The following is a 24,926-nucleotide window of genomic DNA, read 5'->3' on the forward strand; positions in this document are numbered from 1 at the left end:
CGCTGCTCGTGCAGAGATCTCAGACGTTACAGACGCTGCCTAAAAGACAAGGTACATCAGTGCACCGAAGAACGTGCCGAGGCCGATAAGAACCAGCCCAATGGCGCGGACGCGAAGTGCAGTAATAAGTGCTTTATTTGAGGTAGTGCGGTCGGCCAACTCCATCGCGCTATACACGAATGCCGAACCGACAAATACCATGATGGACGCAAATCCAAGCATGGTATCGACCGTGAACAGCATTGCTGTGATAAACAGCATAGAGACGCCGATCAGTACGGCGAAAGCTGCACTGGGGCTAAAGTAGCGGGCAACACTCATTTTTCCTTCTCTACGGAGACTGTTTTCATAGCGTCGCCTTCTTCCATAGCGTCGACGACATCTTGGCCCTCCTCGACGATACCGAAGACCGTATGTTTGCCGTCTAAGTGGCTCTGGGCAGCCCGCGTTATAAAAAATTGGCTGCCGTTCGTATCGGGGCCTGCATTCGCCATAGAAATAACCCCGAGTTCGTGCTTGAGCGGATTATCCTGCACCTCGTCGTCAAACGTGTAGCCAGGCCCTCCACGTCCAGTGCCTTCAGGGTCTCCTCCTTGAATCATAAATCCATCGATCACGCGATGAAACGATAGACCATCATAAAAACCCTGCTCTGCTAAAAACACGAAGTTGTTCACAGTCATGGGCGCATGCTCAGGATAGAGCGTGAGCACGATCGTGCCTTTGGAGGTATCGATTTCGACCCGGTAAGTCGCCTCCGTGTCAATCGTGAGGTCGGGCGGTGTGCTCCATGTAAGATCTTCGCTCATAAATGCAGATCAATTTAGTTTGGTTAACAAAGAAAGTCGAGTAATAGCACCCCGCTTTTCCCCTCGGTGTTTCGTTGGGATGCCATCGTGGTCTTGGCAGATACAGAGCCATGTTCTAAGAAGCTGTTTGGGTTTCGGTTTGCCGGTGAGAGCGAGCGCTACCGCGGCGAAAATTGGACCACGATAGAGGTTCGTAGCCGGGGCTACGGGCCGACACGAGGGCGCAAGCCCGACTGACACCCGTATATCGGGGGCAATTTGCAGCCCAGCGGAGCCGCTCGGAGCCCAAATTAAGAAATCAAAACAGGTTCTAACTTCAAAGATAGGTGCAGGGCACCAAAAACAAAACCGGACAAGCATGCTCACCCGTACATGCTTGTCCGGCAACGGAGGCCTCCGTGGTCGGGGTACCTAAATTATGAGGTGGAACTGTGATGCACCTTGGTGTACTTGCATGAGATACAACTCACATGCCAGAGCATACCAGAAAGCCCGTAGATCCCTGCACGGCTCTATTGCTCCGATACAACTGCAATCTGGTGTGTAGGATGGATGCGACACCCTGTGGTAAGGTGTATACAATATGACGCACCAGCGTAACAGCGGGCGAGGAGATTCCAACCACCGGTGAGCTTACAGAGCTCACAGTCTGTCGGTAGAGTGGAGTGCAGAGTATCGTCCACTGAAGAAGAATCAGGGGGCAGAGGCGACAGGGGGAGACTCAGTAAGACGTTTCAGCCATCCCAGCATAATTTCGTTGAATGTCTGGGGGTGCTCAATCATTGGAGCATGGCCACATTTGTCGATGAAATGAAGCTCTGCATTGGGCATCCGATCACGAAACTCTTCTCCGACATCAGGAGGAGTAATCACATCGTTATTCCCCCATACGAGAAGGGTTGGCATATCCAACTTGCCAAGCTGGTCTGTCACGATCTCTTTATCTGCCGAGCGCGCAATCTTGATAAGGCGGAGTGCGCGCGGGCGATCGCTAACCAGTTCCAGCATCTCATCGATGAGTTCGTCGGTAGCATGGACCGGGTCGTAAAACGTAAGTTCGGTACGCTCTCGGATAAACTCGCGGTCGTAACGGCGCATCGTCGACGTGCCGAGGTGAGCTTCGTATATGCCAGAGGATCCGGAGAGGACCATAGCTGCAACATGTTCTGGGTGGTCGAGGGCATACAGCAGCGCAATATGTCCTCCAAGCGAGTTGCCTACCAGAATGGCCTGATCGAGACCGAGATGCTGTATGAAGTCATGCATGTACGACGCAAGTCCGGGCACACTCGTTTTACGGAGGGGGAGGTCATACACAGGCATAACCGGTGTAATTACGCGGTATCCTTGGTGGACCAAGTCCTCAATAGTGTGTGTCCAGTTGCTAAGGTCGCCCAGCATGCCGTGTAGCAGCACAATGGGCGGATGCGATGCATCTTTGGGGCCCTCATCAAGATAAGTGAAATCGTCAGTGTGTTGGACGACATAGGGCGTATCATGCATGAGGGCGAAGCGACATTAGATTATAGAGTACATCGTGGTGGTTTGAGGTTCACGGCGCTTCTTTAGCGCGGTGAGTCGTACGAGTAGCAACAGGGCAGCCATACAGGTAGAACCCTTACAGGCGATACCGCAGCGCATGAGAATATCGCAGCGCATAAGAACGTCACGTGCTCGAGCAAGAGCTCATCTCATGCTGTATGAAACAAATACCTTACGATAAAAACTATGAGAGGACAAGTAAGTTTTTGTAATGCTATGCCTTCTGTACATAAACACCGCGCAAACATATTGCCACTGCTACAAAGGGTTGAAGAGGCTTTGCTTGCGAAGCGCTTACCACGTTGGTTGATTCAGTTGCGTGGGTGGGTGTCCTCCGCATTATACACCCGTCTCGGTGCTATATCATCTGAAAGGGTTTCCAGTAGATAACACCGTCCGCACCGCAAAACAAGCGTACAACAGGAAAGTGCACAGAATTACCGGAAAGCATCTGCTTCGTGTGCGTTCCGATATGTCTTGTTATGACGATATAGTCACTTCATGCATACTGAATCGTTCCCAGATACTTGTTATTCATTGCGCTGCGTTTAAATATTTGCTTGTTCAGATGGGTCTCATGCATTAGATAAAGCGTTTTGAGATAAGTGGGAGCCGTCGGCGCGTGAATCTCAACCAAGTGCTCATGCGCAACGTGCTGTTTACGCTTGCAAGAAACGTGAGAAGTGAGTACAATACACCGTGGCTGTAATGTTTGCCGAAGCGCACGCGCTATATGGTATGACTTGTACATATACCGTACAATTTGGGCTTCGTAGCACCAGGTTGATGAATGGAGCAGATACACTTCACGTTGATACCTGCACGAAGTTAAAGTTGTGAAGTTAAGATCGTAGAGTTGAGGCAAACTGCGAGCCTGAAAGCAAGCAGTCTCTGCGGTAAAGCCGTAAATCAAGACCGCTTTTTTCTTGTGTTCATCCTGACTGTACCCGAGGATGTCATGTCCGACAAAAAAACGACCCGCATACCGTTTTGGAGCGTACTGATCAGCGGAGCCATTGGCTTTGGGCTGGGAATGCTATTTGCTCCCCAGCGCGGCCCAAATGCTCGCCGTCGTATCGCGTACCAGCTCGACCAGTTCGCATCCCAGACGGGATCGTACGTTCGAGGCCTTGCTTCACCCTCCAGTAGGAGCAGTGAGGCTCGGCGAACGCGTGACGCGCTCGTTGCAGATGCCCAGGCGCGTGCCAATAACATTCGAAATGACATTGACTCACTCTTGGATGAACTCAAGAAACAGCAACAAGATCGTTCCTCTTCATGAGAGCAACGCGCTGAACTGAGCATGCGTCGTTGTATCACGCGCTGATGGTATGCCCTGGTGCCGCTACACGTTATAGTGCTGTGCCAACGCTGAGTCATGCTAAAAGCACGCAGTACGAATTCTTTCTGCGGAGCACAGAGCATGTACTGCGTATGGTACACACGGTGAAAAGATATGCCATGTGTGGCGTTGCAATCCCTCTCTGATGTGACACAGGATGCGTAGTACCTGCTATATGCCTATGTGCAGTGCCGCGTCTTGTACAGTGTGCGTTCACTCTTTTTTATCCCGTGCTGTAACCCTACATGCCCAACCTTACTGTTCTGCTGGCTCCTTCCGATCAAAAACAGCCCGGTGGCAATCCGTTTGCACCGGATATGTTCGACTACCGGACATCGGGAACGTTCAACTATTTCGATGCACTCAATCCTGAGCGGCGGGCGTTGATCGACACGCTCCAGAATGTCATTAACGAATATGAGACTGACACCCTTGCCGACATCTTCGGTCTCGAAGGAGCAATGCTCGACGAGGCCATTCGGGTGAACACCGAAATCTACGATGCGCCGCTCATGTCTGCACTTGACCGGTATAGCCCGGGAATTATGTATGCCGCGATGGACTTCGCGAACCTGCCAACGGGAGCACAGCGGCGCCTGCTGGAGAACGGAATTATCATCTCTGGGTTGTTTGGACTGCTGCGGCCCGATGACCTCATTCCTAACTATCAGCTTGGCATAACAGACGACGTGCCGGAGTTAGGAAAACCGGTTGATTACTGGCGAGAAACTATCAGCCCGGTACTTAATGACTACATCGAAGGGCGTTTTGTATGGGACCTCCTCCCCGAAGCGCATCGGAATGCATGGGAAGATACGCGTAGCTACGAGGCGCGTGCGGTCGTGCACTTTGAAGAAAAAACAGGAGGCGCATACGAACCCGTACCTTCCGAAGAGGAGGATATCCAGCGGGGGCAATTCGTGAACTATGTAGTTCGTGAGACCGCGGAGGAAATTGAAGATCTGGAAGAGTGGGAAGACCACCCTGACGGATTCTCGCTTGCAAAGCGAGCGTCTGAGTATGACGATGAAACGCGTACCTGGCATGTATACATGCGTCGGTAGCTTTTTAACAACACGAGACGCACGACAAAAAACCCGTTGTGCGCATCTACCACTATCTGCCGTGAGTCAGCGCCAAGGTCAACTATGCAACGTCCGGTCTGTATTGGTATTGCCGGCGGTTCGGGGTCGGGTAAGACAACGGTGCTCAAACGCATTGTGAAAGCGATTGGCCCCGATCGCATTGCAATTCTTGACCATGATGCATACTATCGCGACCTCAGCCATCTGGACCCGGAAGAGCGCAGTTCCTTCAACTTTGACCATCCTGATGCGCTTGAAACCGAGCTCATGCGCGCTCACCTGGATATGCTTCTGGAAGGAAACGTCGTGGAGAAGCCCGTCTACGACTTCAAACGCCACTGTCGCGTTGATGAGACAACCACTGTGAAGCCACGCCCGGTCGTAATTGTTGAGGGCATTCTGGTGCTGGCCGAGCCAAGTCTCGAATCCAGTATGGATATCAAGATATACGTTGATACTGCCGACGATGTGCGCCTCATGCGGCGCATACGACGTGACCTGGAAGAGCGAGGACGCACTATCAAAGAGGTCCTCTCACAATACGAAAGTACGGTGCGCCCCATGCACCTGGAATTTGTGGAGCCGTCAAAGCGCAAAGCTGATGTAATCATTCCACGAGGCGGCAAAAACCATGTAGCAATCCATATGGTGCTTGCACGGATACGCGACCTGCTCCAGAAGGCGCAAGGTACATATCCATAATTGCAGTACCAGTTGTGTGCGTGGCGTGCAGCATTCCCCTGAATGCAGATAAGGAGAGAAACGAAAGAGACACAGGTGCTGAGCATGTCGCTTCGTCTTGTCGTTTAATAATCAGTACGCTACCCGCTATCCTGTTGTCATCCTGACATGCCGGTTATCCAAAAGTAACCTGGCGTCTCCCCAAACCGCACCGAATAATGTCGGGAAAAGCATAGCGAGGAGTAACAGAAAGCGCTTATACTGTTTCAGTTACCAGTATTTAACTAACGCGGCGTGCAAGCTTTTCTATTGTCCTTTCGGGCCGAGCATTTCCCTTTGTCGCCGCGCGACATGTATTCTGCTTCGCTTCGTCAGTCGCTGACGCTCGCGTCCCCCCTTCGTGAAGGCGCGTGCCGGACAGTGTGAGGGAATGGGGGGCAGGACCACGTATTCTGTAATAAGGCAATCAGCAACGATAAGAGGGAAGCCCGTACATGCCGTTAACTATGTGGTGTACGCGGAGCAGTGTGCACAGAAAACCCAGGTAACAAAATTACGTAATACAACAAGATATCCGACGTAGGTAGTATCTAAAAAGCAAGTGGCTCACGCAGTGGCGCACAACTCGCGAAGGGCTTTTAGATACTGCAGCGTGAGAGGTGCGCACCCTCGTCGAGGCGTTTTTTCTCAAAAAACCGGCAGAGGCGTCATATCATATCGCACATAGTAGCGCATGATAGCTACTGCCCTATCCATTAAACTTGCTCGTTGCGTGTTGACGCTTACGCGCGTTAACGTTTGTAAACTAAAGCAGGTGGACGAACTGATTTGCTGGTCGAGGAGAAATAGCGTACCAGATTCAAAAAGGGAACCCGGCATACGTACCATTGCTTTTATCCGCGCTCTTTACATAAGTACCCTTTTTCATCATGTATACCAAAATGCCGACCTTCATGCACCGGCTCTTCGTGCTGCCGGGCTTAATCCTCATCATTATTAGCATGGGGCTTCTCGGATGCGACTCAAGCACCGACCCCGGCCCAGACCCAGGCGATTTTGAAGGGACATACGTCTTTGAAGAGTTCATCTTTGAGATTCCAGGTACAGCTGTTCGAGACCTGGATTTTCTCGAAGATGTGCTTGTCGTTTCTGAGAATACGCCACGCATGGAGTTTTTCGGACGGAATGCGAGTGTGGATCTCGTGTACCAGCTCGAAGATGGGCGCTCGCGCATTGCGGGGGTATACAGCGTGAGCGGAGGAGATCAGGTGCGGATCGACTTCAGTGGAGCAAGCGCCCGTTCAAGCCCCGCCGTCAGATCGTAATATTGGGTACACCCTGTCTCCTAAAGTCGAGTGGTTTCAAGGGGAAAACAACTCGGGCTTGCAGCGCGATCTGCTTTTTGGAGGAGAGGCCGGTATCAACCTGGGCCGCTACCTCGAACTCAGCGGAGAAGCACTCTACGGACCTAATTTCCGGACCGACTTCAGCCAGTTTGACGCGCTGGTTCCGCCAAACCGAGACGTGGAGGTGCTACGATATGGCGCGCGCGTCCGTACCAACCTTCGTACCGATGGCGTGATTCCCTTCCTCAGTTTCGGTACAGGAGTCTTTCAGGTAACTCCTGATGGTGCTGATGCATCGCGTACGATCTATTCCAGCGCCGAAGCGGGTATCACATATGCTTTCGCAGGCCGCTATCGTGTTTCGTTTGGTGGCGAGCTCCTTGGCTATCGCAACAACCCCGGCACAGCGTTCCTGCCAGGCGACAACGTCTTCACCGGAGAGTCGCGTGTCGTCAACCCCTCATTGAATGCCAGCGTGGCTCTTTTTCTGGGCGGACGTCCCCTTGACGAAGAAACCGCTATCGATGAGTCGTTTCGGCAGCAGTTTGAGCGCGGGCTCAGTGGACTCAGGTGGTCGGTAGATCCGTTTGTTTCACGTATGGAGTGGAATGAGGCCTTAGGTATGCCCAAAGACCAGAACATGCGTGGCGTAAATGCAGGATTCGAAGTAGGGTCTACGCTCAGCCTTCACGGGTTCTATGCACGGGGAGCGGTCGGAGATGACCTGTTTGACGATGTGGCTGGTAGCTTCGAACGGGCCCAGATGTACGGTGGCGAGGTCCGCGCGCGCCTGTTGCCTCAGCGCCGAGGCACAGTATCGTCTATCTCGCCTTTTATTGTTATTGGAGGCGGCTACTTTGATGTCCTCTCCAACTACAGCGACGATCTGCCAGAAAATCTTTCAGCTCCTGCCGATCGGTTCTTTGCAACGACGGGGCTGGGCGTCGAAATTCCGCTGGGGGATACGTTCTCGCTGACAGGATCGGCGCGGTCGGTCTTTATGGAGTCGCAGAACCCCACAGGGACGGCCGATACCGAAATCTATGGCAGCCTAATGTATTCGCTGGGCGTATCGTTTGGAATTGGGGGGCGCGACCGGACGCGTCCGGCACGGCAAGCCCAGGAGCGCCTAACCGAGCAGCAGCGCCTGGAGGCCCGCCTCGACTCGATTGAGGCTGCACAGGCGTCGGCATCCCCAGAGCAGCAAGACCTGGAAGCACGCATCAATCAGCTTGAAGAGCGCGCACGGGCGCTACAGGAAGGAGAACCCGCTCCGGCAGAAGAGCGCCGCTCGAATATTTCCGGCCAGACCATAACGGTGCCTGTGCCCGAAGTGGGATCGCTTTACATCCGCTTTGGAGAGGGCGAGCCTGAGATACGTCGCATAGACCGCGAAGAAGAGCGCCGTCCCGATATTGCGGGCCGCATGGACGAGGAGGCCATCCGCGATGCTGTACGTGAGGCGCTCGGTGCGCGCGTCGAAGACCGCGACCGTCCGCTTACCGACGAAGACGTTGAGCAGACCGTACAGCGCACGCTGCGCCGGCTCCTCGACGAAGACCGTACGCGCCGCGACACGCGTACCGACGACTCGCGCGTTGCTGCGCTTCAGTCAGAGATCGATGAGCTGCGCCGCGAGCTCCGCCGCGAACGAGGCGAAGATATCCGCCGCCCCGAGCGCACTGATGTCGAACCAACCATTCCAGGACGCCCGTTCTACAGCTCGTTCTTCGGGCGCCCGCTAACCAACATTGTGCCGGTGACCGGCTTTCGGGCGGGGCAAGGACCCACGCAATATCAGGTTGGGCTGCGTGGCGACTATCGTCGTTCGCCATCATCTAATTTCCGTTTCTTGCCTGAAGTGGCTATTGGGACAAGCCCAAGTACCACATCGGTTGGTGTCATCGGCAACGTAGCGTATACGCTGGCTGAAGGCATCGCGCAGGAGCAGACAGGTTTGCCTCTCTCCCCATATGTTGGTGGCGGGGTTGGTCTGGTGAGTGCACGGGCACTACGCCTCGGTTTCGCCACTAACATCTTTTTCGGCGCAGAGTACCCGCTCGGACGCGGAGCGGCATTTGCGGAGTACAGTACGCTCAATACCTTCAGCGTGAGCCGCTTCATGATCGGCTACCGTATCCCGTTGTAGCTTCGCATACGTTCTGTCTGTTGAATGGGTACGCCCCGCTTTCTTCGTGAAGGCGGGGCGTTTATCTGTCAGTACGTCCGTACACGAGCGTGACGGACCGAGTACCTCTGGCTCTAACTGCCGAAAACAGCGCTGAGGGTCTCCTGTGAGGCTCCGGGCTGAGCTCCCGAATGGCATTCAAAGAGCGTTGGGCAGTTGAAATCCCAGGTGAGCACGTAGGCGTCGTGCGGGTCGAGATTGCTGATGTGATTGATATGCGTATTCGAAAAGCGCTTCACGGCAGCAGCGGGCCGTCCATCCTGGTCTTCGCGAAGCGACCAATCGGCCTGTTCAATCATGAAAGCAATCGAGAGGGCATGGCCTACGGTCACGGCAAATCGATGCGCCCCTGCCTCCAACGTCTCGCCGCCGCCGTCGCGGGCGTTGTTGAGCCAATCATTGGCATCTTTAAACGCCATTACCGCGTCCTTCATCGGGCCGATGAGCGTTTCCACCGAGCACCCAGTGAGCGTTTCTTTCAAGTCGCTACGGAGCTCCCGAAATTGCTGTTGATGCTCCAGTGTGTGAAGAAAGGTGAGCGCCAGATCGTGCGTGGTGCCATACGCAACGGCACGGTCGTGCACGGGGGCGAGTGCAGCATGCAACCCGTTAGAGGTGCGCCGGGCACTCCGGCCCCACACCTGAAGTGCTGCACGTGCAACCTCAGCGCCCTGCATCATAGCATGATGCTTTGCGAGAAGGGCCATCGGTTGAAGTAAGGGTGTGCTGGATTCGTCGCCGTTCTCCGTAGCATCGAGCAATCGAACACTGCGGTAGGTCAGGTTGAAGGCAGATTCGTAGCGCGCCTGCATGTCGGCGAGCGTCTCCTGAATGAGTGCACTATGGGCCAGCTCTTTATCCTGGACGCGCCATGTTTCAGCGGCGCCACGGGCCAGTGCGAGGACGCGGCGCATGTGGCTGACGGAGAGCACCGCATCCCAGACATGCTGAAGAAACGGAGCCGGCCCTACGCGTTCTACGTCGGACTGCAGGTGTTCTGCGGAGACGTTGTCAAGGCGTAGTGTTGCGGAGGGGGCGGCAGGATGCATGGCTGAGGGCACCGCCGCGTGAATATGCACACCGCTGGTTGCAGCGGGCTTATCCAGCAAGAATAGGTGACGGGTCTCCGATTCGTCTTGGGCCAGAACCAGCGCAGCATCTGGGTAGGTGGATGCACGGGCATACGTGCGGCCGTGCAGGCGCCATTTTCCTTCACTGTGTGTAGCGCGCATTGAGGTGTCGGGAGCGGAGAGCGAATGGCTGCGACCCCAGATATCGCACAGAGCCGACGTATCAGGGTCGCGGCTGGTCAGGCGGGGAACAAGCCGTTCCAGGTGGGCGGCTGAGCCCGTACGCATAAGGGTATGCACAGCTACGTCAGTCGTCGCAATAAGCGGAGCCAGTCCAGGCGCTTCAGGAGCCAGCAGATGCACCAGGGCCATCTGCACGAGTCGGCTATGGGCCGCATCGGGACGCGCCTGCGAGCGGTGGATGATGCCCTGCTTCGTAAATGCACGACGGCTCGGCCCCCAGTGGGCTGGAACCGGGGTTACATGCTGAGGCTGCCCCCATGCGTCTTCGGGAGAGGGCTTTGGATGTGACCTCTCATGGTAGGGCTGTTTATGATGAGATTGTGACGCGTAACGCTGTTGTTGGCGGCTGCCTTCGTCGCGGAGCACGTTGCGTGCATCCTGGTAGCGTGAAGACGGTAAGCGATGGGCGAGCGTGCCGCGTAAGACCCGATCGGCTTCAAACTGGTTTTTGAGATCGGGGGCTGTGATGGTAGACGCATCCATACAGAGGTTAGGGGCTTAATGAGCAGTAGCGTATGCATCCCTCGCATGGATAGGCGCCGTGCTCAAAGCACCCTGCCCGAGAACGTGAACTGCTGCCTGAATGTCGCGTGGCGTTGCTCTATCCCGCTGTATTGGGTTTTTATGGGGAGCTACACATGGGGAGCTACACAATGCGATCAGGCGCTGGCTCGATTTCAGGGCCGCTGTATCCAAAAACGCGCTTCACCCAGCGTGTAACGCGAGCGGACTGTTTCTGGGCGTACCATTGATCTGCTACGCGGCGAGCCGCCAATCCATACGAAGGGTACGGATGTATAGTGTCGGAGAGGGCGCGCAGCGTTACACCGTTGCGCATCGCCAGCGCAAACTCGCTGATGAGTTCGCCTGCCCGTGCGCCAAGCACGCTGGCTCCCAGAATCTTGCCGTTCCATTCTTTGGCGTAGACCTTAATTTCGCCCAGTGTATCGCCATCGGTAATGGCCCGGTCGACCTTTGAATAGGGGAAGCGATACGTTTTGAACGAGGTGCCGCTGGATTCGAGCTCGGCCTCGGTAGCTCCCACGTGAGCCAGTTCCGGATCAGTGTATGTGACCCACGGCACGTGCGCCGTATCAAAGCTTGCGGGCACCTTAAGGAGCGCCTTCGTCATCGCGGTCTTGGCCATGTGCTCGCTCATGTGGGTGAACTGATAGCGCCCGGTAACGTCGCCCACGGCCAGAATGTGCGATCGGTTGGTCTGCCCGGAGTCATTGACCGGAATGCCTTTTTTCGTGTAGGTAACGCCTGCAGCATCAAGCCCGATGTGTTCAACGTTAGGCTGGCGGCCTGCAGCAACAAGCAGCTCATCGGCTACTACGGTGTGGCTGGTATCGTCTTGTTTGGCCTGGATGCGAATGCGTCCGTCGTCGGTCTGTGATACGTGATCGGCCCGTGCATCGAGCAGGAAGCGCACACCCTCTTCCTCCAGTCGCTTTCTGAGCATCTCGGTAAGCTCCGGATGGTCATTACGCAGGATGCGGTTGCCCATCTCGATGACGGTAACGTCGGAGCCGAGTCGAGCAAAGGCCTGTGCCATCTCGATGCCGATGGGTCCTGCGCCAACGATGGCCAGATGGTCGGGCTGATCGGTGAGGTTGAAGAGCGAGTGGTTGGTGAGATACGGAACGTCCTCGAGTCCGTCGATAGGCGGCACGAGGGCACGGCCACCCGTAGCGATCACAATGCGGTCGCCTCGCACATGTCGCGTCTCTTCGCCGTCGTCGATCGCTACAGTATGGTCGTCTACAAAGCGTGCGGTGCCATGGGCAACTTCGATACCCATCTCCTCAAAGATCTCGGGAGCGTCTGCATCCTCGTACACCTCCTGCCGGAGCGTTCTTAAGCGCTCCATGACACGCGAAAAGTTAACAGCACGGCCCGATACCTCAACGCCATATGTATCTGCCTGTGCAACGGTGTGGGCGACCTCGGCGCTTTTCAGGAGCGCTTTGCTGGGGACACATCCGTACCAGGTGCAGTCGCCGCCGAGCTTGGCCTTCTCGATCATCAGCGTTTGGGCACCGATGTTCGTGGCCACCCCGGCAGCGGTGAGTCCGCCCGCGCCGCCGCCGATAACCACGACATCGAAGTCGTCATCGGGGTCAATGTCGACGCCAGCGGCAGGCGGGTCCTCGGTCTGAGCGCGAACCTTATTTACGGTAGCGACGGCGCCGTATGCCACCAGCGCGACAGCGAAGAAGTAGACCCAGAGCGGCAAGTTCTCGCCGGCCCAGAAGAGGTAGATGTAGGCAGAGAGCATAAAGAAAGAGGCGGCAAGCGTTGGAGGCACAGTGGAGGCGCCGTGTCGCAGGTTGCGAACCAGCCAGGCTACCGACATCCAGAAGAAAGGGATAGCCCCCAGATAAATGCTTCCAAAAATGACAGGATCTACCCCGTAGGCGCTCCCCAGTCCCATAAACCAATCTACGAACACGCTCCAGAAGTCCGTCATCACATATTACCCGTTTAATTGCGGAATGCGTAAAGTATGCGCAGCCTTATTTCGTCAGACGCAGCTTACACGGCTACATCCACCCGATGGGTGCCGCCGCCCCGAAGACTGTTACAAGCGCGTGGCTACAGGCGCATCAGAACAAACACGCAGGAGCGACCGGGCAGGGTAGCAAGATGCTGATGGCTACAGTTCAACCCGAGGGGGCAGAACAGATCAAAAGAGATGAGCGGAGGCGAGACGTTTTGTGCTCGCAGGAGCCAGCTACGCGTTCTAACGGAGGCTACGAAGTGACCTGTGCCGGCCGGTACGCGGGTGTTTTGCGACGAGGTGCAGAAACAGAAGGGGTAGAGGCGGACTCGTGCCGGGCCTCTTTCTGAGAGCGGGTAGCATCAGGAAGAGATGAAGAGATTGCGTTAGACCGTTTGGAAGCGCGTGTCGTAGAGCGCACTTTTCGGACGGTGGCAATGCCGCCATACACGATGCAGGCGCTCACAAGCAGGTAAAGCCAGATCGGCAGATTCTCGCCTGCCCAGAACAGGTAAGCGTACGCCATCACCATAAAGAAGCTGGCCGATAACGCAGGTAAAGTTACCGACGTACCCTTGCGTGCGTTGCGAACGATCCAGGCGACTGATCCCCAGAAAAATGGAATCGTAGCCACGTAAATGCTTCCGAAGATTATAGGGTCGACGCCGTACGAATCGCCAAGTCCCATAAACCAGTCAGAAACGAGCATCCAGAGGTCAACCATATAGGCGAGCGCGTACACAGACGTGTGAGGCATCCGTGCGTACGCTCCGTTTGTGAGAAGAACTCCTCGTTCGCACGAACCCCACATCACCTGCAGGGTGTTCCGAGTTTTCTGCTCAAAGCTTGGTATTCCGTTACATTGGATGCGGATGTGCCCTATATGCCTTTGGTCTCATCTTTTATTCATGAAAGGTGCGTGTGCAATGTGAGCTGAGGTGCCCCTTCTGGGGCGCGCGTCAGAATATGATCGAGCACATGCGAGCGAAATACGGGCTTCGATGAGACATGCGGTCGTTCAGAGTCTGGAGACCATGCAACGGCGCGAGGTGTTTTCGTGTTAATGGGCGTGCATTCTGTTATCCATCCTGTTTTATAACGACACACTGAACACATGACCGTATCGCTTCAACGAATCAACGACGCTATCCAGTTTGAAGGCACAAATGCAACAGGAAGTCGGCTTACAATTGCATCCAAGGGCGAGCAAGAGGGGGTGAGTCCGATGGAGATGACCGCGATGGCTATTGGTGGGTGCAGCAGCATCGACATCCTCATGATTCTGGAGAAGCAGAAGCAGCGCGTTGACGATTTTGCGGTTCAGGTGGATGCGGAGCGCGCCGAAGATCCGCCGCGCGTGTTCACAGACGTGCAGATCCACTACACCCTGACCGGCGAGGCGCAGGCGGACAAGGTGCGCCGTGCGATCGACTTGAGCCTGGAAACGTATTGTTCTGTTTCTAAGATGGTTGACAAGACGGCGACGATAACGTACTCGTTTACCCTGAACGGCGAGACGCACGAGGGAGCCGTGCGGGAAGAATAGACCAGGCAGAAAGCGGTAGAGGCGGGCAGGAGTATCCGGGCAGAGTTATCCGTACCGTTCCACGAAGTCGTGGTACTGCTCGTCGGTGCCCACCATGAGCAGTTCGCGTCCGGGTTCGAGCGCTGTGTCGGCGTTTACCTGCGTAATAACATCTTTATTCGGGCAGAGAACGGCTACAACGGTGAGCCCCGTCTGGGCACCGATGTCGCTCTCGGCCAGGGTTTTGTGATGCAGGGAGGGCGGGACCTCTCGGGTAAAGAGGTCGAGCCCTTCGCCCATCACGACCAGCTCTTTATCCATGAGCACGGCCCAGACCGATTCGATGCCGAGCATCGCGTATCCAAGCACAAAGTCGGCCCCTGCCCGGTGAATGGCCTCCATGTTACGCCGGTGCACGATGCGACTTACGATGCGGAGGCGTTCGTTCAGGCGGCGGCAGTACGAGGCCAGGTAGATGTTGACAGCGTCGTCGTGGGTGGTGAGGAGCACCGAGGGGGCATTCTGGATGCCGGCTTCGTCGAGCAGGCTGTAGTCGGAGGCATCGCCCTCAAATACGTTGACATCGAGGCGGCGCAGTGCCTTACACCGAGCGGGGTCGCGCTCTACGATGTTTACGTCGATGCCCCGATCAAGAAGCGCCCGGGCTGTTGATTCGCCCACGGTGCCACCTCCGATAACCAGCACCGGGTGGTCGCTGATGTCATACGAGCTGAGGCGCTGGTCGAGTGCGTCGATCTGATCTTGCATTCCGATAACGACGGGCACGCTCGAGGCGGTGAGTTCATGGTTCGGTCGTGCCGGTTCGAGCGCGCCTCGTTCCCACACGCCGATGATGCTTACCCCTGTATCTGCACGTAAGGTGGTTTCGCGGATCGTGCGCCCCTCCAAGGGGGTGTTCTGAACGGGAAGTTCGGCCAAAACCAGGTCTTTGTATCGGCCAATGGGGTGCACCTCGCAGTGCCGTGCATTAATGCGGTTAGCGAGCTGTTCGCCCAGCATGTGCTTGAGCGACAAGACATCGCTGCATCCGACCAGTTCAAGGATGTCTACGGCATCGCGCGAGTGGGCGATCGCGGTGATCGGGGTGTCGGGAGCAACCTCACGGACGGTGAGCGCAATGTTCGTATTTTCGACATCGCTTCGATTGGCAAGGATCATGCGGGCCTCGGGAGCGCGCGCATTCTCGAAGGTCTCCTTGCTGTCAAAGTCGCCAAGAATGACCGATATGCCATCCAGGTAGTAGTCGGACGCCTGATCGGCATCGGTCTCAATAAGCACATATGGGATACCATCGGTCTCCAGACGGTCGATAAGTCCGGGGGTGATCGGGTCATGGTTGCAGATAATAACGTGGTCTTGCATATCGCTGGACACGAAGCGCGGTGCGCGTGCGTGGATCTGAGCTTCCAGCCAGGGCGCATAGAAGTACCGGATAAATGCAAACGGGAGCACAATGAGTAGCAGCACGATGCCCGACCCCACTACAAACATGCTGTATAGGCGGCCAACATCGGTGTGAAACGTGATATCTCCAAACCCAAGCGTACTCATCGTAACCAGGGTCCAGTAGAATGCAGAGACCCAGCTATGGTCTTGCCCTTCTACATACCACATGATGAGCTGGAAGCCGACCGACAGCAGAATCATTGAGACGATCAGAAACGCGATGTACTTAGAGAGCGCAATAAGATTGCGTCGGGCTTCCTTGTCGTCAAATAGATAGGCGAGCTGAGTGCTGTAGAACTTCATGAGGTATGGAACAGGGCGATAGCATTACAAGGGGGCCAACAAAGACCGATAGGCGAATGCTCTTAATGAGAGCGTTACTAATGGTTCACGTATAACAAGATGAAAACAGTGCAGCGCCAAAAATGTCCCGATACCTCGGTTCCGAAAGGGTAGGAATAGAGCGCCTTTCGCCATTATCATACTGTTAGCGCTTCCAGATTCGCTGAGATTACGCGCACGGGGGCTTAACAAAACGGAGTGTAATCAATATATAATAAATATTGTGCACACTGTGACTTGTTATTCACCGTGCACTACCCACCGTTGCTTCGTCTTATTGTACCCGTTTCACTATGACGCTTCGATACGCCCCGGCGGTCTGGACCGCCGCATTTTTTTTCATGGTTGCTACGCTGGCCCCACCGGCGGCTGCCCAGGACCTGCTCCACTACTGGAACTTCAATGACCCGGTGGAGAACGGCAATCCCTGGCCCGCTCCGATAGCGGCTACGCAGGGAAGTGGCGAGATTACGTACTCGTTCGACACAGAAAGCCTAAACAGCTTCGGGGGTACCACAAATAACGCGCAAGGGGGCGACTCGGCTGGATCGAGTTTCGTGCCGACAGGACAGAGCGAAAACGGGGAGCATTTCGACCTCGCCGTTTCGACGGAGGGCTTCGAAGCGATCGAAATGGTCTACGCGACCCGCGGCACGGATACGGGGTTTGATACGCAAGTCATTTCGTACAGTACAGATGGAGGCACCTCATTTAGCGAACTGACGACGTTCACCGAGCGGAACAACACCGGATCCTCTTTTGAGATTCTTGCCGCCGATTTATCTGATATCGAGGCGGCCAATGACAATCCCGACCTTGTCATACGCATCACGGTTGATGGTGCCTCGTCAGGCAGCGGCAACAACCGCTTCGACAATATCACCATCGAAGGCTTTCCGCTCGGGGATGCCCCCGATGACGATGATGGGAGCAATGGCGACGACGACGGCGGAGACGACGACAGCGGAGACGATGACAATGGAGATGGCGACGACGGGGATGACGAGGGCTACCAGCCGCCGGGCGACGTCGACACGATCAACGAAGCCCGTGAGCAGGGCGAGGGAGCTACCGTCACGATCCAAGGCGTAGTAACGCGTGCCTTTGGCGACTTCGTTCGCCTGCAAGACGGCACCGGCTCCACTGGGGCCAGTGGCATGACGGTGCGCCAGAACGAGGGTCCATTGGCGGATGCGTTTCAGAACGACATTGAAGGTGGCACTATCGCTCCAGGTACTATCCTGCGCGTTGAAGGCACCATTTCGGCATTCAACGAACTGCTGCAGATCAACGACGCTGATCTGGACAGCTACTCGGTTGAAGGGATAACCGAGGTGCCGAGTCCGCAGAACGTGACGCTCTCTACGCTCGATAGCGACGGAGTCGACTACGAGAGCGTCCTGGTGCGGGTCGATGGCGTGACGATTGATGAATCGGGACGCTTTCAGGAAGCAAGCAGCTACACCGCCCAGGATGGCACCGGATCGCTAACCCTGCGGGTACAGCGTCCGAGCGAAACCGAAGTGATCAACCTGCTGATTCCCTCTGAACCGTTTGACTTTGAAGGCGTCATCGGCCAGTTCAACGGTGACATCCAGCTCATTCCGATGCTGGCGAGCGACTTCATCACCGATGAAAACCTCGACGATCCGGGCGATGCCAACGTCATCCCCATCGCCGACGCCCGCGCCGAATCCGACGGCACGCAGGTAACTGTGGAAGGCATCGTGACCCGCGCACGCGGACGCTACGTGCGTTTCCAGGACGACAGCGGAGGGCTTACAATCTTCGACGGCGGTGCCAACTTTAGCGGCACGGTATCGCCCGGCGATAGCATCCGTGTTACGAGCACGCTCAATTCGTTCAACGACGCGCGCCAGCTCGACACGCCCGTAGACGACCTGCTCATCCTGTCGTCTGGTAACCCGCTCCCTGATCCGCAGAACATTACGCTTGAAGAGCTTAACGCGAATATTGCTGACGATGGTGGACTGCTGGAGTCGCAGCTTGTGCGGGTAGAGGACCTCACGATCAATACGAACGATGTCGTCTTTCAGCCCAGCACCACTTACGACATCGAAGACGCTACCGATACAGGCTCGCTGCGCCTGCAGCAAGATCGCGACACGGCGCTCGATGGCGAGCCAGTGCCGCAAGACCCATTTACGTTCCAGGGCATTGTTGGTCGTTTTCAAGATAACTTGCAGCTTGAGGCGGTGCGCGTGAGCGATGTGCTGGGGGATAGCGAGCCGATCGACCTGGCCGACGCGCTCATCTGTGAGATTCAAGGCACCAGCTTCACCACACCGATTGATGGCGAAGAGGTGACTACCCGAAATAACGTGGTAACGGCGCTTGCCGAAAATGGCTTCTTCATGCAGATGACCGAGCGCAAAGACGAGTGCGCCGAGCAGGCCTCACGTGGACTCTTCGTCTTCACCAGCGGAAGTCCCAGCGTGTCGCCCGGCGACCTGGTCGACATCACGGCCACCGCGGTTGACTTCAACGGCTCCACGCAGCTTACCGACAATCCCAACATTAATGTAGTCGGTAGCGCGCCCATTCCAGAGCCCGTTACGTTTGACGCAACCACCCCCGACCCCTCCCCCCGCATCGTGCCCGACCTGTACCGCTACCAGAGCATGCTGGTGCGCGTAGAGAACGCAATCTCGACAAGCGGGTCAGACCGCTTTGGCAATTTTTACGTGGATGCGAGCGGTGAGATCGATGTGGAGCGTAACTTCCGGCAGCCCGGCCTTCCGTTTCCCGGCCAGCCTGGGTTGCCAGTGTGGGACGGCAATCAGCAGCTTTTTGAGATCGCCACACGCCCGGGTGATTTCCCAAGCAACTTTGACGTAGAAGTGCCACGCGGCACAACGATCCTTGAAGCCCAAGGCCCGCTCACCTTTTCCTTTGGCGAGCATGTGCTCTGGCCTTCGGATCTCGTTATCGAAGACCTTGACATTGAAGACACCGTCTCAGGTGTTCGTCCGCTTGAAGGCGACGAGTTCAGCATCGCCACGCTGAACCTCTTCGACCTCTTCGGTCCCAGCGGAGGCGGCTCAACACCAGGCGGATACAACGACCGGCTGGCCAAGCACGCCGTCTACATCTGCGATCTGATGCAGGCCCCTACCATTCTCGGCGTCCAGGAAGTGGGCGGACAGGAAACACTTGAAGAGCTCGCCGACGAAATTGAAGATGAGTGTGGAGTGTCGTATGACGCCTACACACCGGCTGAAACCCCCTCCAGCTTCACAACAGGAGCACTGGTGCACACCAGCGTGCAAAACGTAACGACGGAGGGGCTCGGGGCCGGTGAGACGTTTGGCAACAACAGCCGCGTGCACGATCGCCTGCCCTTCCTCGTCAACGGCGACATTACGACCGACGAGGGCCTCTTTCCCGTGAGCATGCTCGTGCTGCACAACCGATCACGGATCGGGCTTGATAGTGGCGATCAGTTTGTGCGCAATAAGCGCCTGGCGCAGAGCGAGTCGGTTGCACGTATGGTGCAAGACCTGCAGGATGCGAACCCAGGCATTGCGCTCTCGGTTGTGGGCGACTTCAACGCGTTCGAGTTTACCGATGGCATCGTTGACGTCGTCGGCGAAATCAGCGGAACGGTAACGCCGGGCGATCAGGAGCTTGAAGGCAACGTAGACGTCTCTCCGCCACTGATCAACCAGGTAACCGAACTCCCGCCAGAAGAGCGCTACTCATTCATCTTTGAGGGGGCGGCCCAGGTGCTCGATCATATTCTGACCAGCGAGACGCTCACTGCAGGCGTTACCGGACGCCAGTACATTCGAGCGAACAGCGATGCGCCTTCGTCTAACACCTTCTTGTCGGATCCGAGCACCACGCTGCGCTCGTCCGATCATGATGGGATGGTCGTATACGTGAGCCCCAGTGCGACTGAGGTCACCAGCGCATCCATCGACGTAAACCGCACCTTCGACGACCCGACCAGCAGCGCCAGCTATCGCCTGGTTGGGCTTCCGGGGCAGGTGAGCGTTGACCTTGCAGATACGGTAACCGGTGAGCAGGGCCCCGACTGGCGTGCCTTCCGCGAAACCGGCACCACCAACAGCGCAGACGCCTTCCTCGACGCGTACGACGGGAGCGCGGCCTTCACCTTCCGCCCCGGACGCGGCTTCTGGATGCTCGCGCAGAACGGCTGGAGCTTCACCGGAGACGTGGTCACGCTTGAGTCGGCCGTTACAGGCGACCCCTCGATTGAACTGCAGGACGGATGGAATATTATCTCGAATCCGCTCCTTGCTGATCTGGACTGGGATGCGGTGCAGTCGGCGAACGACATTGATGCGCCGCTCTGGCAGTGGAACGGAGCCTGGCAAGAGGCCAGCACGTTTGCCAGCGCATCCGTCGACGGCGAAGCCTACTATGTGCTCAATGAGGACGATCTCGGCACGCTCACGCTGCCGGTCGACGAGGCCTCATCTGGAGCCGCTGTGCGGGCTGCGGCCACCGAGCAGGCATCCGAAGCTGAAGCCCGAGCTATCGCGCTCACAGGAACCGTAGCAGGCGAACCGTTCTCCGGATTTACCCTCACGTTCGATGCAAACGCAACAGGCATCCGGTCGCACCTTGCTCCGCCTACCCACTTTGAACAGGGCGCGCTTCGTATTGAGGAGAGCGATGCGCGCTACGCATCCCGCGTTGTGCCGGCCGACACCGACCAGCATCAGCTTACCCTTACGCTGCGCGGCACCCCCGGCGCCACCGCTTCTATTGACCTAACTGCACGACATGGCTGGGAGACCAGCACCGATCTACCTGGCGTGCGCCTCACTCATGCCGACACCGGACGCGAGTACGCGCTCAACACCGGACCGGCAACCGTCGACATCGGCGATACCGGCGCCGTGACCCTGCGTGCTGAAATCGGTGCGCTCGACGCCGCTGGCGAGACGGTACCTGAACAGCTCGCACTGCGCCAGAACTACCCGAATCCGTTTCAGGGGCAAACCACCCTGGAGTACGCGGTCCCCGAGTCGATGGATATAGAGATCTCCGTCTACAACGTGCTGGGGCAGCGCGTCACCACGCTTGAGCGCGGCACGAAGACAGCTGGCACGCACCAGGCCGTGTGGGATGGCAAAGCCGACGGACGCACGCTGGCCAGCGGGGTCTACTTTGTGCGCATCACTGGCAATGGGGATTCAGACGTTCGCCGGGTGACCATCGTGCGATGACCACCGCGTGATAATCATCGCACGATACCTTGGTGCACTACCCCCCCGACCTCTTTGCTGTCTTTTGGATACGAACGCTCTCTAACTGTGCTTACTATGCATACTTCGTCACTCTTCCGCGCCCCTTTCGCCCCCTGGATGCTCCCCCTCATGATCGTAGGGGCGCTCCTCTTCTTGCCCGCATGTGGCGACGATGGGCTAAGTCCCAACGAACGCCCTCCTATTGTCGATAACGAGATTGAGGACCAGCGCGTGAAGGCCGATGACGAGCCGCTCACCGTCGACCTCAACACCGTATTCCGTGACTCCGAAGGACGCTCTCTCAGCTTCGACGCCTCGTCGTCTGACGAAGACGTAGCGACCGCTGCCGTAAGCGCAGCAACGCTCACGGTCACTTTTGTGGGCGGTGGGTCTACAGAGATCACAGCAACAGCGACGAACGACGACGGCTCGCGCGGAACCAGCTTCATGCTGGAGGTTGACCTGCCCGATCCGCCCACCCGTCCATCAGCTATCCATCCATAAGACATAAGATAAGACGGGTGGACGATATTTGTATGCTGCGCGCTGGCGCTACATATCTGCAGAAGCAAGCGGAGTGACCTGGTGCGGCTGGGGAGGCTGCGGGTCGCTCAGCAAGTCGTGCTCTTCGGCGTATGCACGGCATGCCTGCACAAACGACTGGAAGAGCGGGTGCGGATCGCCAACGGTGGTGCGGTACTCGGGGTGAAACTGCACACCTACAAACCAGCGCTTCTCAGGAAGCTCGATGATCTCCACAAGATCCAGGTCCGGGTTAATGCCGGTAAACCGCATGCCGCTCTCGCGCAGTCGGTAGCGCAGTACGTTGTTCACCTCGTAGCGGTGGCGGTGGCGCTCATGTACCGTTTCGGATGCGTAGACACGGTGGGCTGTGGAGTCGGGATACAGGTCGCAGGCGTACTGCCCCAGACGCATGGTGCCGCCCAGGTCCGACACCGTTTTCTGTTCCTCCATCAGGTCGATAACGGGATGCGGCGTATCGTCTTCGAACTCTGTTGAGTGAGCGTCGGGCCAGCCGCACACGTTGCGGGCATACTCGATAACGGCACACTGCAGCCCAAGGCAGATGCCGAAGAACGGAATATCGTTTTCGCGCACGTACTGAATAGCGGTGAGCTTTCCAGCCACGCCGCGCTCGCCAAACCCGGGGGCAACGAGCACGCCACTTACATTACCAAGAAGCTCGTCGACGTTTTCTTCGGTCAACGTATCCGATAGCACAAACCGGATGTCGACTTGCAGTCCGTCGGGGACGCCTGCCAGCATCAGGCTTTCGGTGATCGACTTGTACGCGTCCTGATGTTCTACGTACTTGCCTACGAGCGCAATGGTGAGCGTGGACTCCGGGTTCTTCAGTCGTCGAAGGAACTCGATCCAGTCGCTCAGGTCGGGCACCGCCATCATATTCGACCGCTCCTCGTCGCTGAAAAGCGATTCAACGACGAGCGCCCCCAGCCCTTCCTCTTGAAGCAGCAGCGGCACTTCGTAGATAGTTTCTGCATCCAGCATGGGCGTTACCGCCTCGGGGGGCACGTTGCAGAAGAGCGCAATCTTCTCACGGATGGCTCGGTCAAGGGGCTGTTCAGAGCGGCACACGAGCATATCGGGCTGCAGGCCATACCCGAGCATGGTTTTGACAGAGTGCTGCGTCGGCTTCGTCTTGAGTTCGCCAGCCGCACGCAGGTAAGGAACCAGCGTAAGGTGGGTGATGAGCGTATGCGGACGCAACTCGTTACGCAGTTGGCGAATGGCTTCAAGGTACGGCTGGCTTTCAATGTCGCCAACGGTGCCCCCAATTTCGGTGATGACTACGTCGTAGTCGCCACTGGTGCCCAGCTTCCGCATCCAGTACTTGATCTCGTCTATAATGTGAGGGACGACCTGAACTGTTTTGCCGAGGTAGGCGCCTTCACGCTCTTTAGTGATAACCTCCATGTACACGCGGCCGGTCGTCACGTTATTGGCCTGGCTCATGGAGCGCCCCAGGAAGCGCTCGTAGTGGCCCAGGTCAAGATCCGTTTCGGCCCCGTCGTCGGTTACGAACACCTCTCCGTGCTCGTAGGGGTTCATGGTGCCGGGGTCGACATTGATGTACGGGTCGAACTTCTGGATGGTAACGCGCAGGCCGCGTGCTTCAAGCAGCCGCCCCAGCGACGCGCTAAAGATGCCCTTGCCTAACGACGACGTGACGCCGCCAGTCACAAATATATATTTCGTTTCCACGGGTAGATGCGATGCAATGCAACAAAGTAAGCGAGCGAAAAACCTTGCATACAAGGTACGCTACGGCAGCGGTTGGAATCAATGCAGGCCTGCGTCGGTCGCGGGAAAAGCGCGTGGAGAGCAGCATGAATTCGTGGTATACCGGTCTGAGCGCATGAGCACCCTTGCCTAACTCTCGTCAGACTCGTCAGAAGGCGCGTCGTGTACGCGCATGAGTCCCTCCTGCGCCACCGAGGCGACCAGCGTGCCGTCTTGGGTAAAGACCTGTCCGCGCACGAATCCACGCGCACCATGCGCCACCGGACTCTCGGCGCTGTAGAGCAGCCACTCATCCATTCGAAACGGACGATGAAACCACATTGCGTGGTCGAGCGACGCCAGCTGCAAATTGGGCTGCAAGAACGAGCGTCCGTGCGGACGCAGGGCAGTGCTCAGCAGGCCATAATCTGACATGTAGGCAAAGATGGCCTGATGAAGTAGCGGGGTATCAGGCAGCGTGCCGCGCGTGCGTATCCACATGTGGTTGACCGGCGACGACGAGGTGGGGTTGAACGGGTCGACCGGGTCGACGCGTCGCACTTCAATGGGCCGCTCTTCCGTGTAGAACGAATGCAGGTGCTGGGGAATGCGATCGGCAATCTGTTCGAGCAGCTGCATGTCGGAGGCGAGCGCATCAGGGGGCGGCACGTCGGGCATCGACGTCTGGTGCGTGTCGCCCGGTTCGGGCGTTTGGAACGACGCTGCCATATTGAAGATGGCACGCCCGTGCTGAATCGCAATGATTCGCCGCGTGGTGAACGACGACCCATCGCGCAGGCGATCGACCTCGTATACAATCGGGGCGTCCACGTCGCCGGGCAAGATAAAGTAGCCGTGCATGGAGTGGGCCACGCGGTCGGCGCTATCGAGGGTGCGCTGTGCTGCTACGAGCGACTGCGCGAGTGCCTGCCCGCCAAACACGCTTCCCGATCCAATGTCGTAGTTCGTGCCGCGAAAGATGGTATCTTCGATGCGCTCCAGGTCGATGAGCGTGCGCAGGTCGCTGAGTGTGTAGGCCATACGGAAGAGAAAAAATGTGGGGGTAGGTAAGTCGGAAAAGATGCGGTTACACCTTGTCATCGCGAGGAGGCAGCTTGTGACCGACGCGGCGATCTCATGCGCCAGTTAGAGCGGTCTATCCGGCTCATAAGGCCCAAGATTGGCGCGTTGATAGCGCTCTTCGCGGTGACATACAAAAAGAGGTAGCGGTTCAATGTTAAATGATTGCCTGTGGTTTACATCATCGCAATCTGCTCAAAC

At 56.9% G+C, this 24,926-nt stretch carries 17 protein-coding genes; 8 read left to right on the top strand and 9 right to left on the bottom strand.

From position 1 onward, the window contains the following. Positions 1-39: 39 nt before the first annotated feature. From PPP56_RS01805 to PPP56_RS01815, 3 genes are all read right to left on the bottom strand, one after another. A complete protein-coding gene (locus PPP56_RS01805) occupies positions 40-321 on the bottom strand; it encodes a hypothetical protein (protein WP_353562187.1) in 282 nt (93 codons plus the stop codon). Continuing rightward, positions 318-809: a peptidylprolyl isomerase gene (locus tag PPP56_RS01810; protein WP_353562189.1), complete on the bottom strand. Its 492-nt coding sequence runs from the start codon at positions 807-809 to the stop codon at positions 318-320. Before PPP56_RS01810 ends, PPP56_RS01805 begins: the two co-directional genes overlap by 4 nt. A 693-nt stretch (positions 810-1,502) precedes the next feature. Further along, the gene (locus PPP56_RS01815) at positions 1,503-2,312 is read right to left on the bottom strand and encodes an alpha/beta fold hydrolase (protein WP_353562191.1); all 810 of its coding nucleotides are present in this window, start codon (positions 2,310-2,312) and stop codon (positions 1,503-1,505) included. Positions 2,313-3,309: 997 nt separating this feature from the next. On the opposite strand from PPP56_RS01815, the gene PPP56_RS01820 reads away from it, so the two are divergent. The 5 genes from PPP56_RS01820 (at position 3,310) to PPP56_RS01840 (ending at position 8,954) form a co-directional block, all read left to right on the top strand. Beyond that, positions 3,310-3,633: a YtxH domain-containing protein gene (locus PPP56_RS01820; protein ID WP_353562193.1), complete on the top strand. Its 324-nt coding sequence runs from the start codon at positions 3,310-3,312 to the stop codon at positions 3,631-3,633. Between the two features lie 305 nt (positions 3,634-3,938). After that, positions 3,939-4,757, top strand: coding sequence for a peroxide stress protein YaaA (yaaA, locus tag PPP56_RS01825; RefSeq protein WP_353562195.1), 819 nt, complete (start codon positions 3,939-3,941; stop codon positions 4,755-4,757). Positions 4,758-4,841: 84 nt separating this feature from the next. Further along, the gene (gene udk, locus PPP56_RS01830) at positions 4,842-5,480 is read left to right on the top strand and encodes a uridine kinase (protein WP_353562197.1); all 639 of its coding nucleotides are present in this window, start codon (positions 4,842-4,844) and stop codon (positions 5,478-5,480) included. Between the two features lie 908 nt (positions 5,481-6,388). Beyond that, positions 6,389-6,784 (top strand): hypothetical protein, encoded by a 396-nt coding sequence (locus PPP56_RS01835; protein ID WP_353562199.1) that lies wholly within the window; start codon positions 6,389-6,391, stop codon positions 6,782-6,784. A gap of 58 nt (positions 6,785-6,842) precedes the next feature. Continuing rightward, positions 6,843-8,954: a hypothetical protein gene (locus PPP56_RS01840; protein ID WP_353562201.1), complete on the top strand. Its 2,112-nt coding sequence runs from the start codon at positions 6,843-6,845 to the stop codon at positions 8,952-8,954. A 113-nt stretch (positions 8,955-9,067) separates the two neighbouring features. On the opposite strand, the gene PPP56_RS01845 is transcribed toward PPP56_RS01840, so the two are convergent. From PPP56_RS01845 to PPP56_RS01855, 3 genes are all read right to left on the bottom strand, one after another. Beyond that, the gene (locus tag PPP56_RS01845; RefSeq protein WP_353562203.1) at positions 9,068-10,789 is read right to left on the bottom strand and encodes an acyl-CoA dehydrogenase family protein; all 1,722 of its coding nucleotides are present in this window, start codon (positions 10,787-10,789) and stop codon (positions 9,068-9,070) included. 163 nt (positions 10,790-10,952) lie between these two features. Beyond that, complete coding sequence (locus PPP56_RS01850; RefSeq protein ID WP_353562205.1) at positions 10,953-12,779, bottom strand: dihydrolipoyl dehydrogenase family protein; 1,827 nt, start codon at positions 12,777-12,779, stop codon at positions 10,953-10,955. Positions 12,780-13,062: 283 nt separating this feature from the next. After that, the gene (locus PPP56_RS01855) at positions 13,063-13,566 is read right to left on the bottom strand and encodes a hypothetical protein (protein ID WP_353562207.1); all 504 of its coding nucleotides are present in this window, start codon (positions 13,564-13,566) and stop codon (positions 13,063-13,065) included. 357 nt (positions 13,567-13,923) lie between these two features. Between PPP56_RS01855 and PPP56_RS01860 the strand changes: the two genes are divergently transcribed. Next, complete coding sequence (locus PPP56_RS01860; RefSeq protein WP_353562209.1) at positions 13,924-14,355, top strand: OsmC family protein; 432 nt, start codon at positions 13,924-13,926, stop codon at positions 14,353-14,355. Positions 14,356-14,400: 45 nt separating this feature from the next. Here PPP56_RS01860 and PPP56_RS01865 read toward each other — a convergent pair whose 3' ends face one another. After that, a complete protein-coding gene (locus PPP56_RS01865; RefSeq protein ID WP_353562211.1) occupies positions 14,401-16,104 on the bottom strand; it encodes a potassium channel family protein in 1,704 nt (567 codons plus the stop codon). Positions 16,105-16,436: 332 nt separating this feature from the next. On the opposite strand from PPP56_RS01865, the gene PPP56_RS01870 reads away from it, so the two are divergent. After that, on the top strand, positions 16,437-21,362 hold the full coding sequence (locus PPP56_RS01870) for a T9SS type A sorting domain-containing protein (RefSeq protein ID WP_353562213.1): 4,926 nt from the start codon (positions 16,437-16,439) through the stop codon (positions 21,360-21,362). A 96-nt stretch (positions 21,363-21,458) separates the two neighbouring features. Next, a complete protein-coding gene (locus PPP56_RS01875) occupies positions 21,459-21,887 on the top strand; it encodes a hypothetical protein (protein WP_353562215.1) in 429 nt (142 codons plus the stop codon). A gap of 48 nt (positions 21,888-21,935) precedes the next feature. On the opposite strand, the gene pyrG is transcribed toward PPP56_RS01875, so the two are convergent. Continuing rightward, positions 21,936-23,627, bottom strand: a complete 1,692-nt coding sequence (gene pyrG / locus PPP56_RS01880; protein WP_353562217.1) for a CTP synthase — start codon at positions 23,625-23,627, stop codon at positions 21,936-21,938. Positions 23,628-23,795: 168 nt separating this feature from the next. After that, the gene (tesB, locus tag PPP56_RS01885) at positions 23,796-24,686 is read right to left on the bottom strand and encodes an acyl-CoA thioesterase II (RefSeq protein WP_353562219.1); all 891 of its coding nucleotides are present in this window, start codon (positions 24,684-24,686) and stop codon (positions 23,796-23,798) included. Between the last annotated feature and the right edge of the window lie 240 nt (positions 24,687-24,926).

The sequence above is a fragment of the Longimonas sp. genome (genome assembly GCF_040409695.1).
Taxonomy (GTDB): Bacteria; Bacteroidota; Rhodothermia; order Rhodothermales; family Salinibacteraceae; genus Longimonas.

What these genes read in the sequence shown, in the direction of transcription:
- PPP56_RS01810 (WP_353562189.1), bottom strand. Translation starts at nt 809, where the DNA reads ATGAGCGAAGATCTTACATGGAGCACACCGCCCGACCTCACGATTGAC.
- yaaA (WP_353562195.1), top strand. Translation starts at nt 3,939, where the DNA reads ATGCCCAACCTTACTGTTCTGCTGGCTCCTTCCGATCAAAAACAGCCC.
- tesB (WP_353562219.1), bottom strand. Translation starts at nt 24,686, where the DNA reads ATGGCCTACACACTCAGCGACCTGCGCACGCTCATCGACCTGGAGCGC.
- PPP56_RS01835 (WP_353562199.1), top strand. Translation starts at nt 6,389, where the DNA reads ATGTATACCAAAATGCCGACCTTCATGCACCGGCTCTTCGTGCTGCCG.
- PPP56_RS01805 (WP_353562187.1), bottom strand. Translation starts at nt 321, where the DNA reads ATGAGTGTTGCCCGCTACTTTAGCCCCAGTGCAGCTTTCGCCGTACTG.
- PPP56_RS01820 (WP_353562193.1), top strand. Translation starts at nt 3,310, where the DNA reads ATGTCCGACAAAAAAACGACCCGCATACCGTTTTGGAGCGTACTGATC.
- PPP56_RS01850 (WP_353562205.1), bottom strand. Translation starts at nt 12,779, where the DNA reads ATGACGGACTTCTGGAGCGTGTTCGTAGATTGGTTTATGGGACTGGGG.
- udk (WP_353562197.1), top strand. Translation starts at nt 4,842, where the DNA reads ATGCAACGTCCGGTCTGTATTGGTATTGCCGGCGGTTCGGGGTCGGGT.
- PPP56_RS01845 (WP_353562203.1), bottom strand. Translation starts at nt 10,789, where the DNA reads ATGGATGCGTCTACCATCACAGCCCCCGATCTCAAAAACCAGTTTGAA.
- PPP56_RS01865 (WP_353562211.1), bottom strand. Translation starts at nt 16,104, where the DNA reads ATGAAGTTCTACAGCACTCAGCTCGCCTATCTATTTGACGACAAGGAA.
- PPP56_RS01860 (WP_353562209.1), top strand. Translation starts at nt 13,924, where the DNA reads ATGACCGTATCGCTTCAACGAATCAACGACGCTATCCAGTTTGAAGGC.
- PPP56_RS01870 (WP_353562213.1), top strand. Translation starts at nt 16,437, where the DNA reads ATGACGCTTCGATACGCCCCGGCGGTCTGGACCGCCGCATTTTTTTTC.
- PPP56_RS01815 (WP_353562191.1), bottom strand. Translation starts at nt 2,312, where the DNA reads ATGCATGATACGCCCTATGTCGTCCAACACACTGACGATTTCACTTAT.
- PPP56_RS01855 (WP_353562207.1), bottom strand. Translation starts at nt 13,566, where the DNA reads ATGCCTCACACGTCTGTGTACGCGCTCGCCTATATGGTTGACCTCTGG.
- PPP56_RS01875 (WP_353562215.1), top strand. Translation starts at nt 21,459, where the DNA reads ATGCATACTTCGTCACTCTTCCGCGCCCCTTTCGCCCCCTGGATGCTC.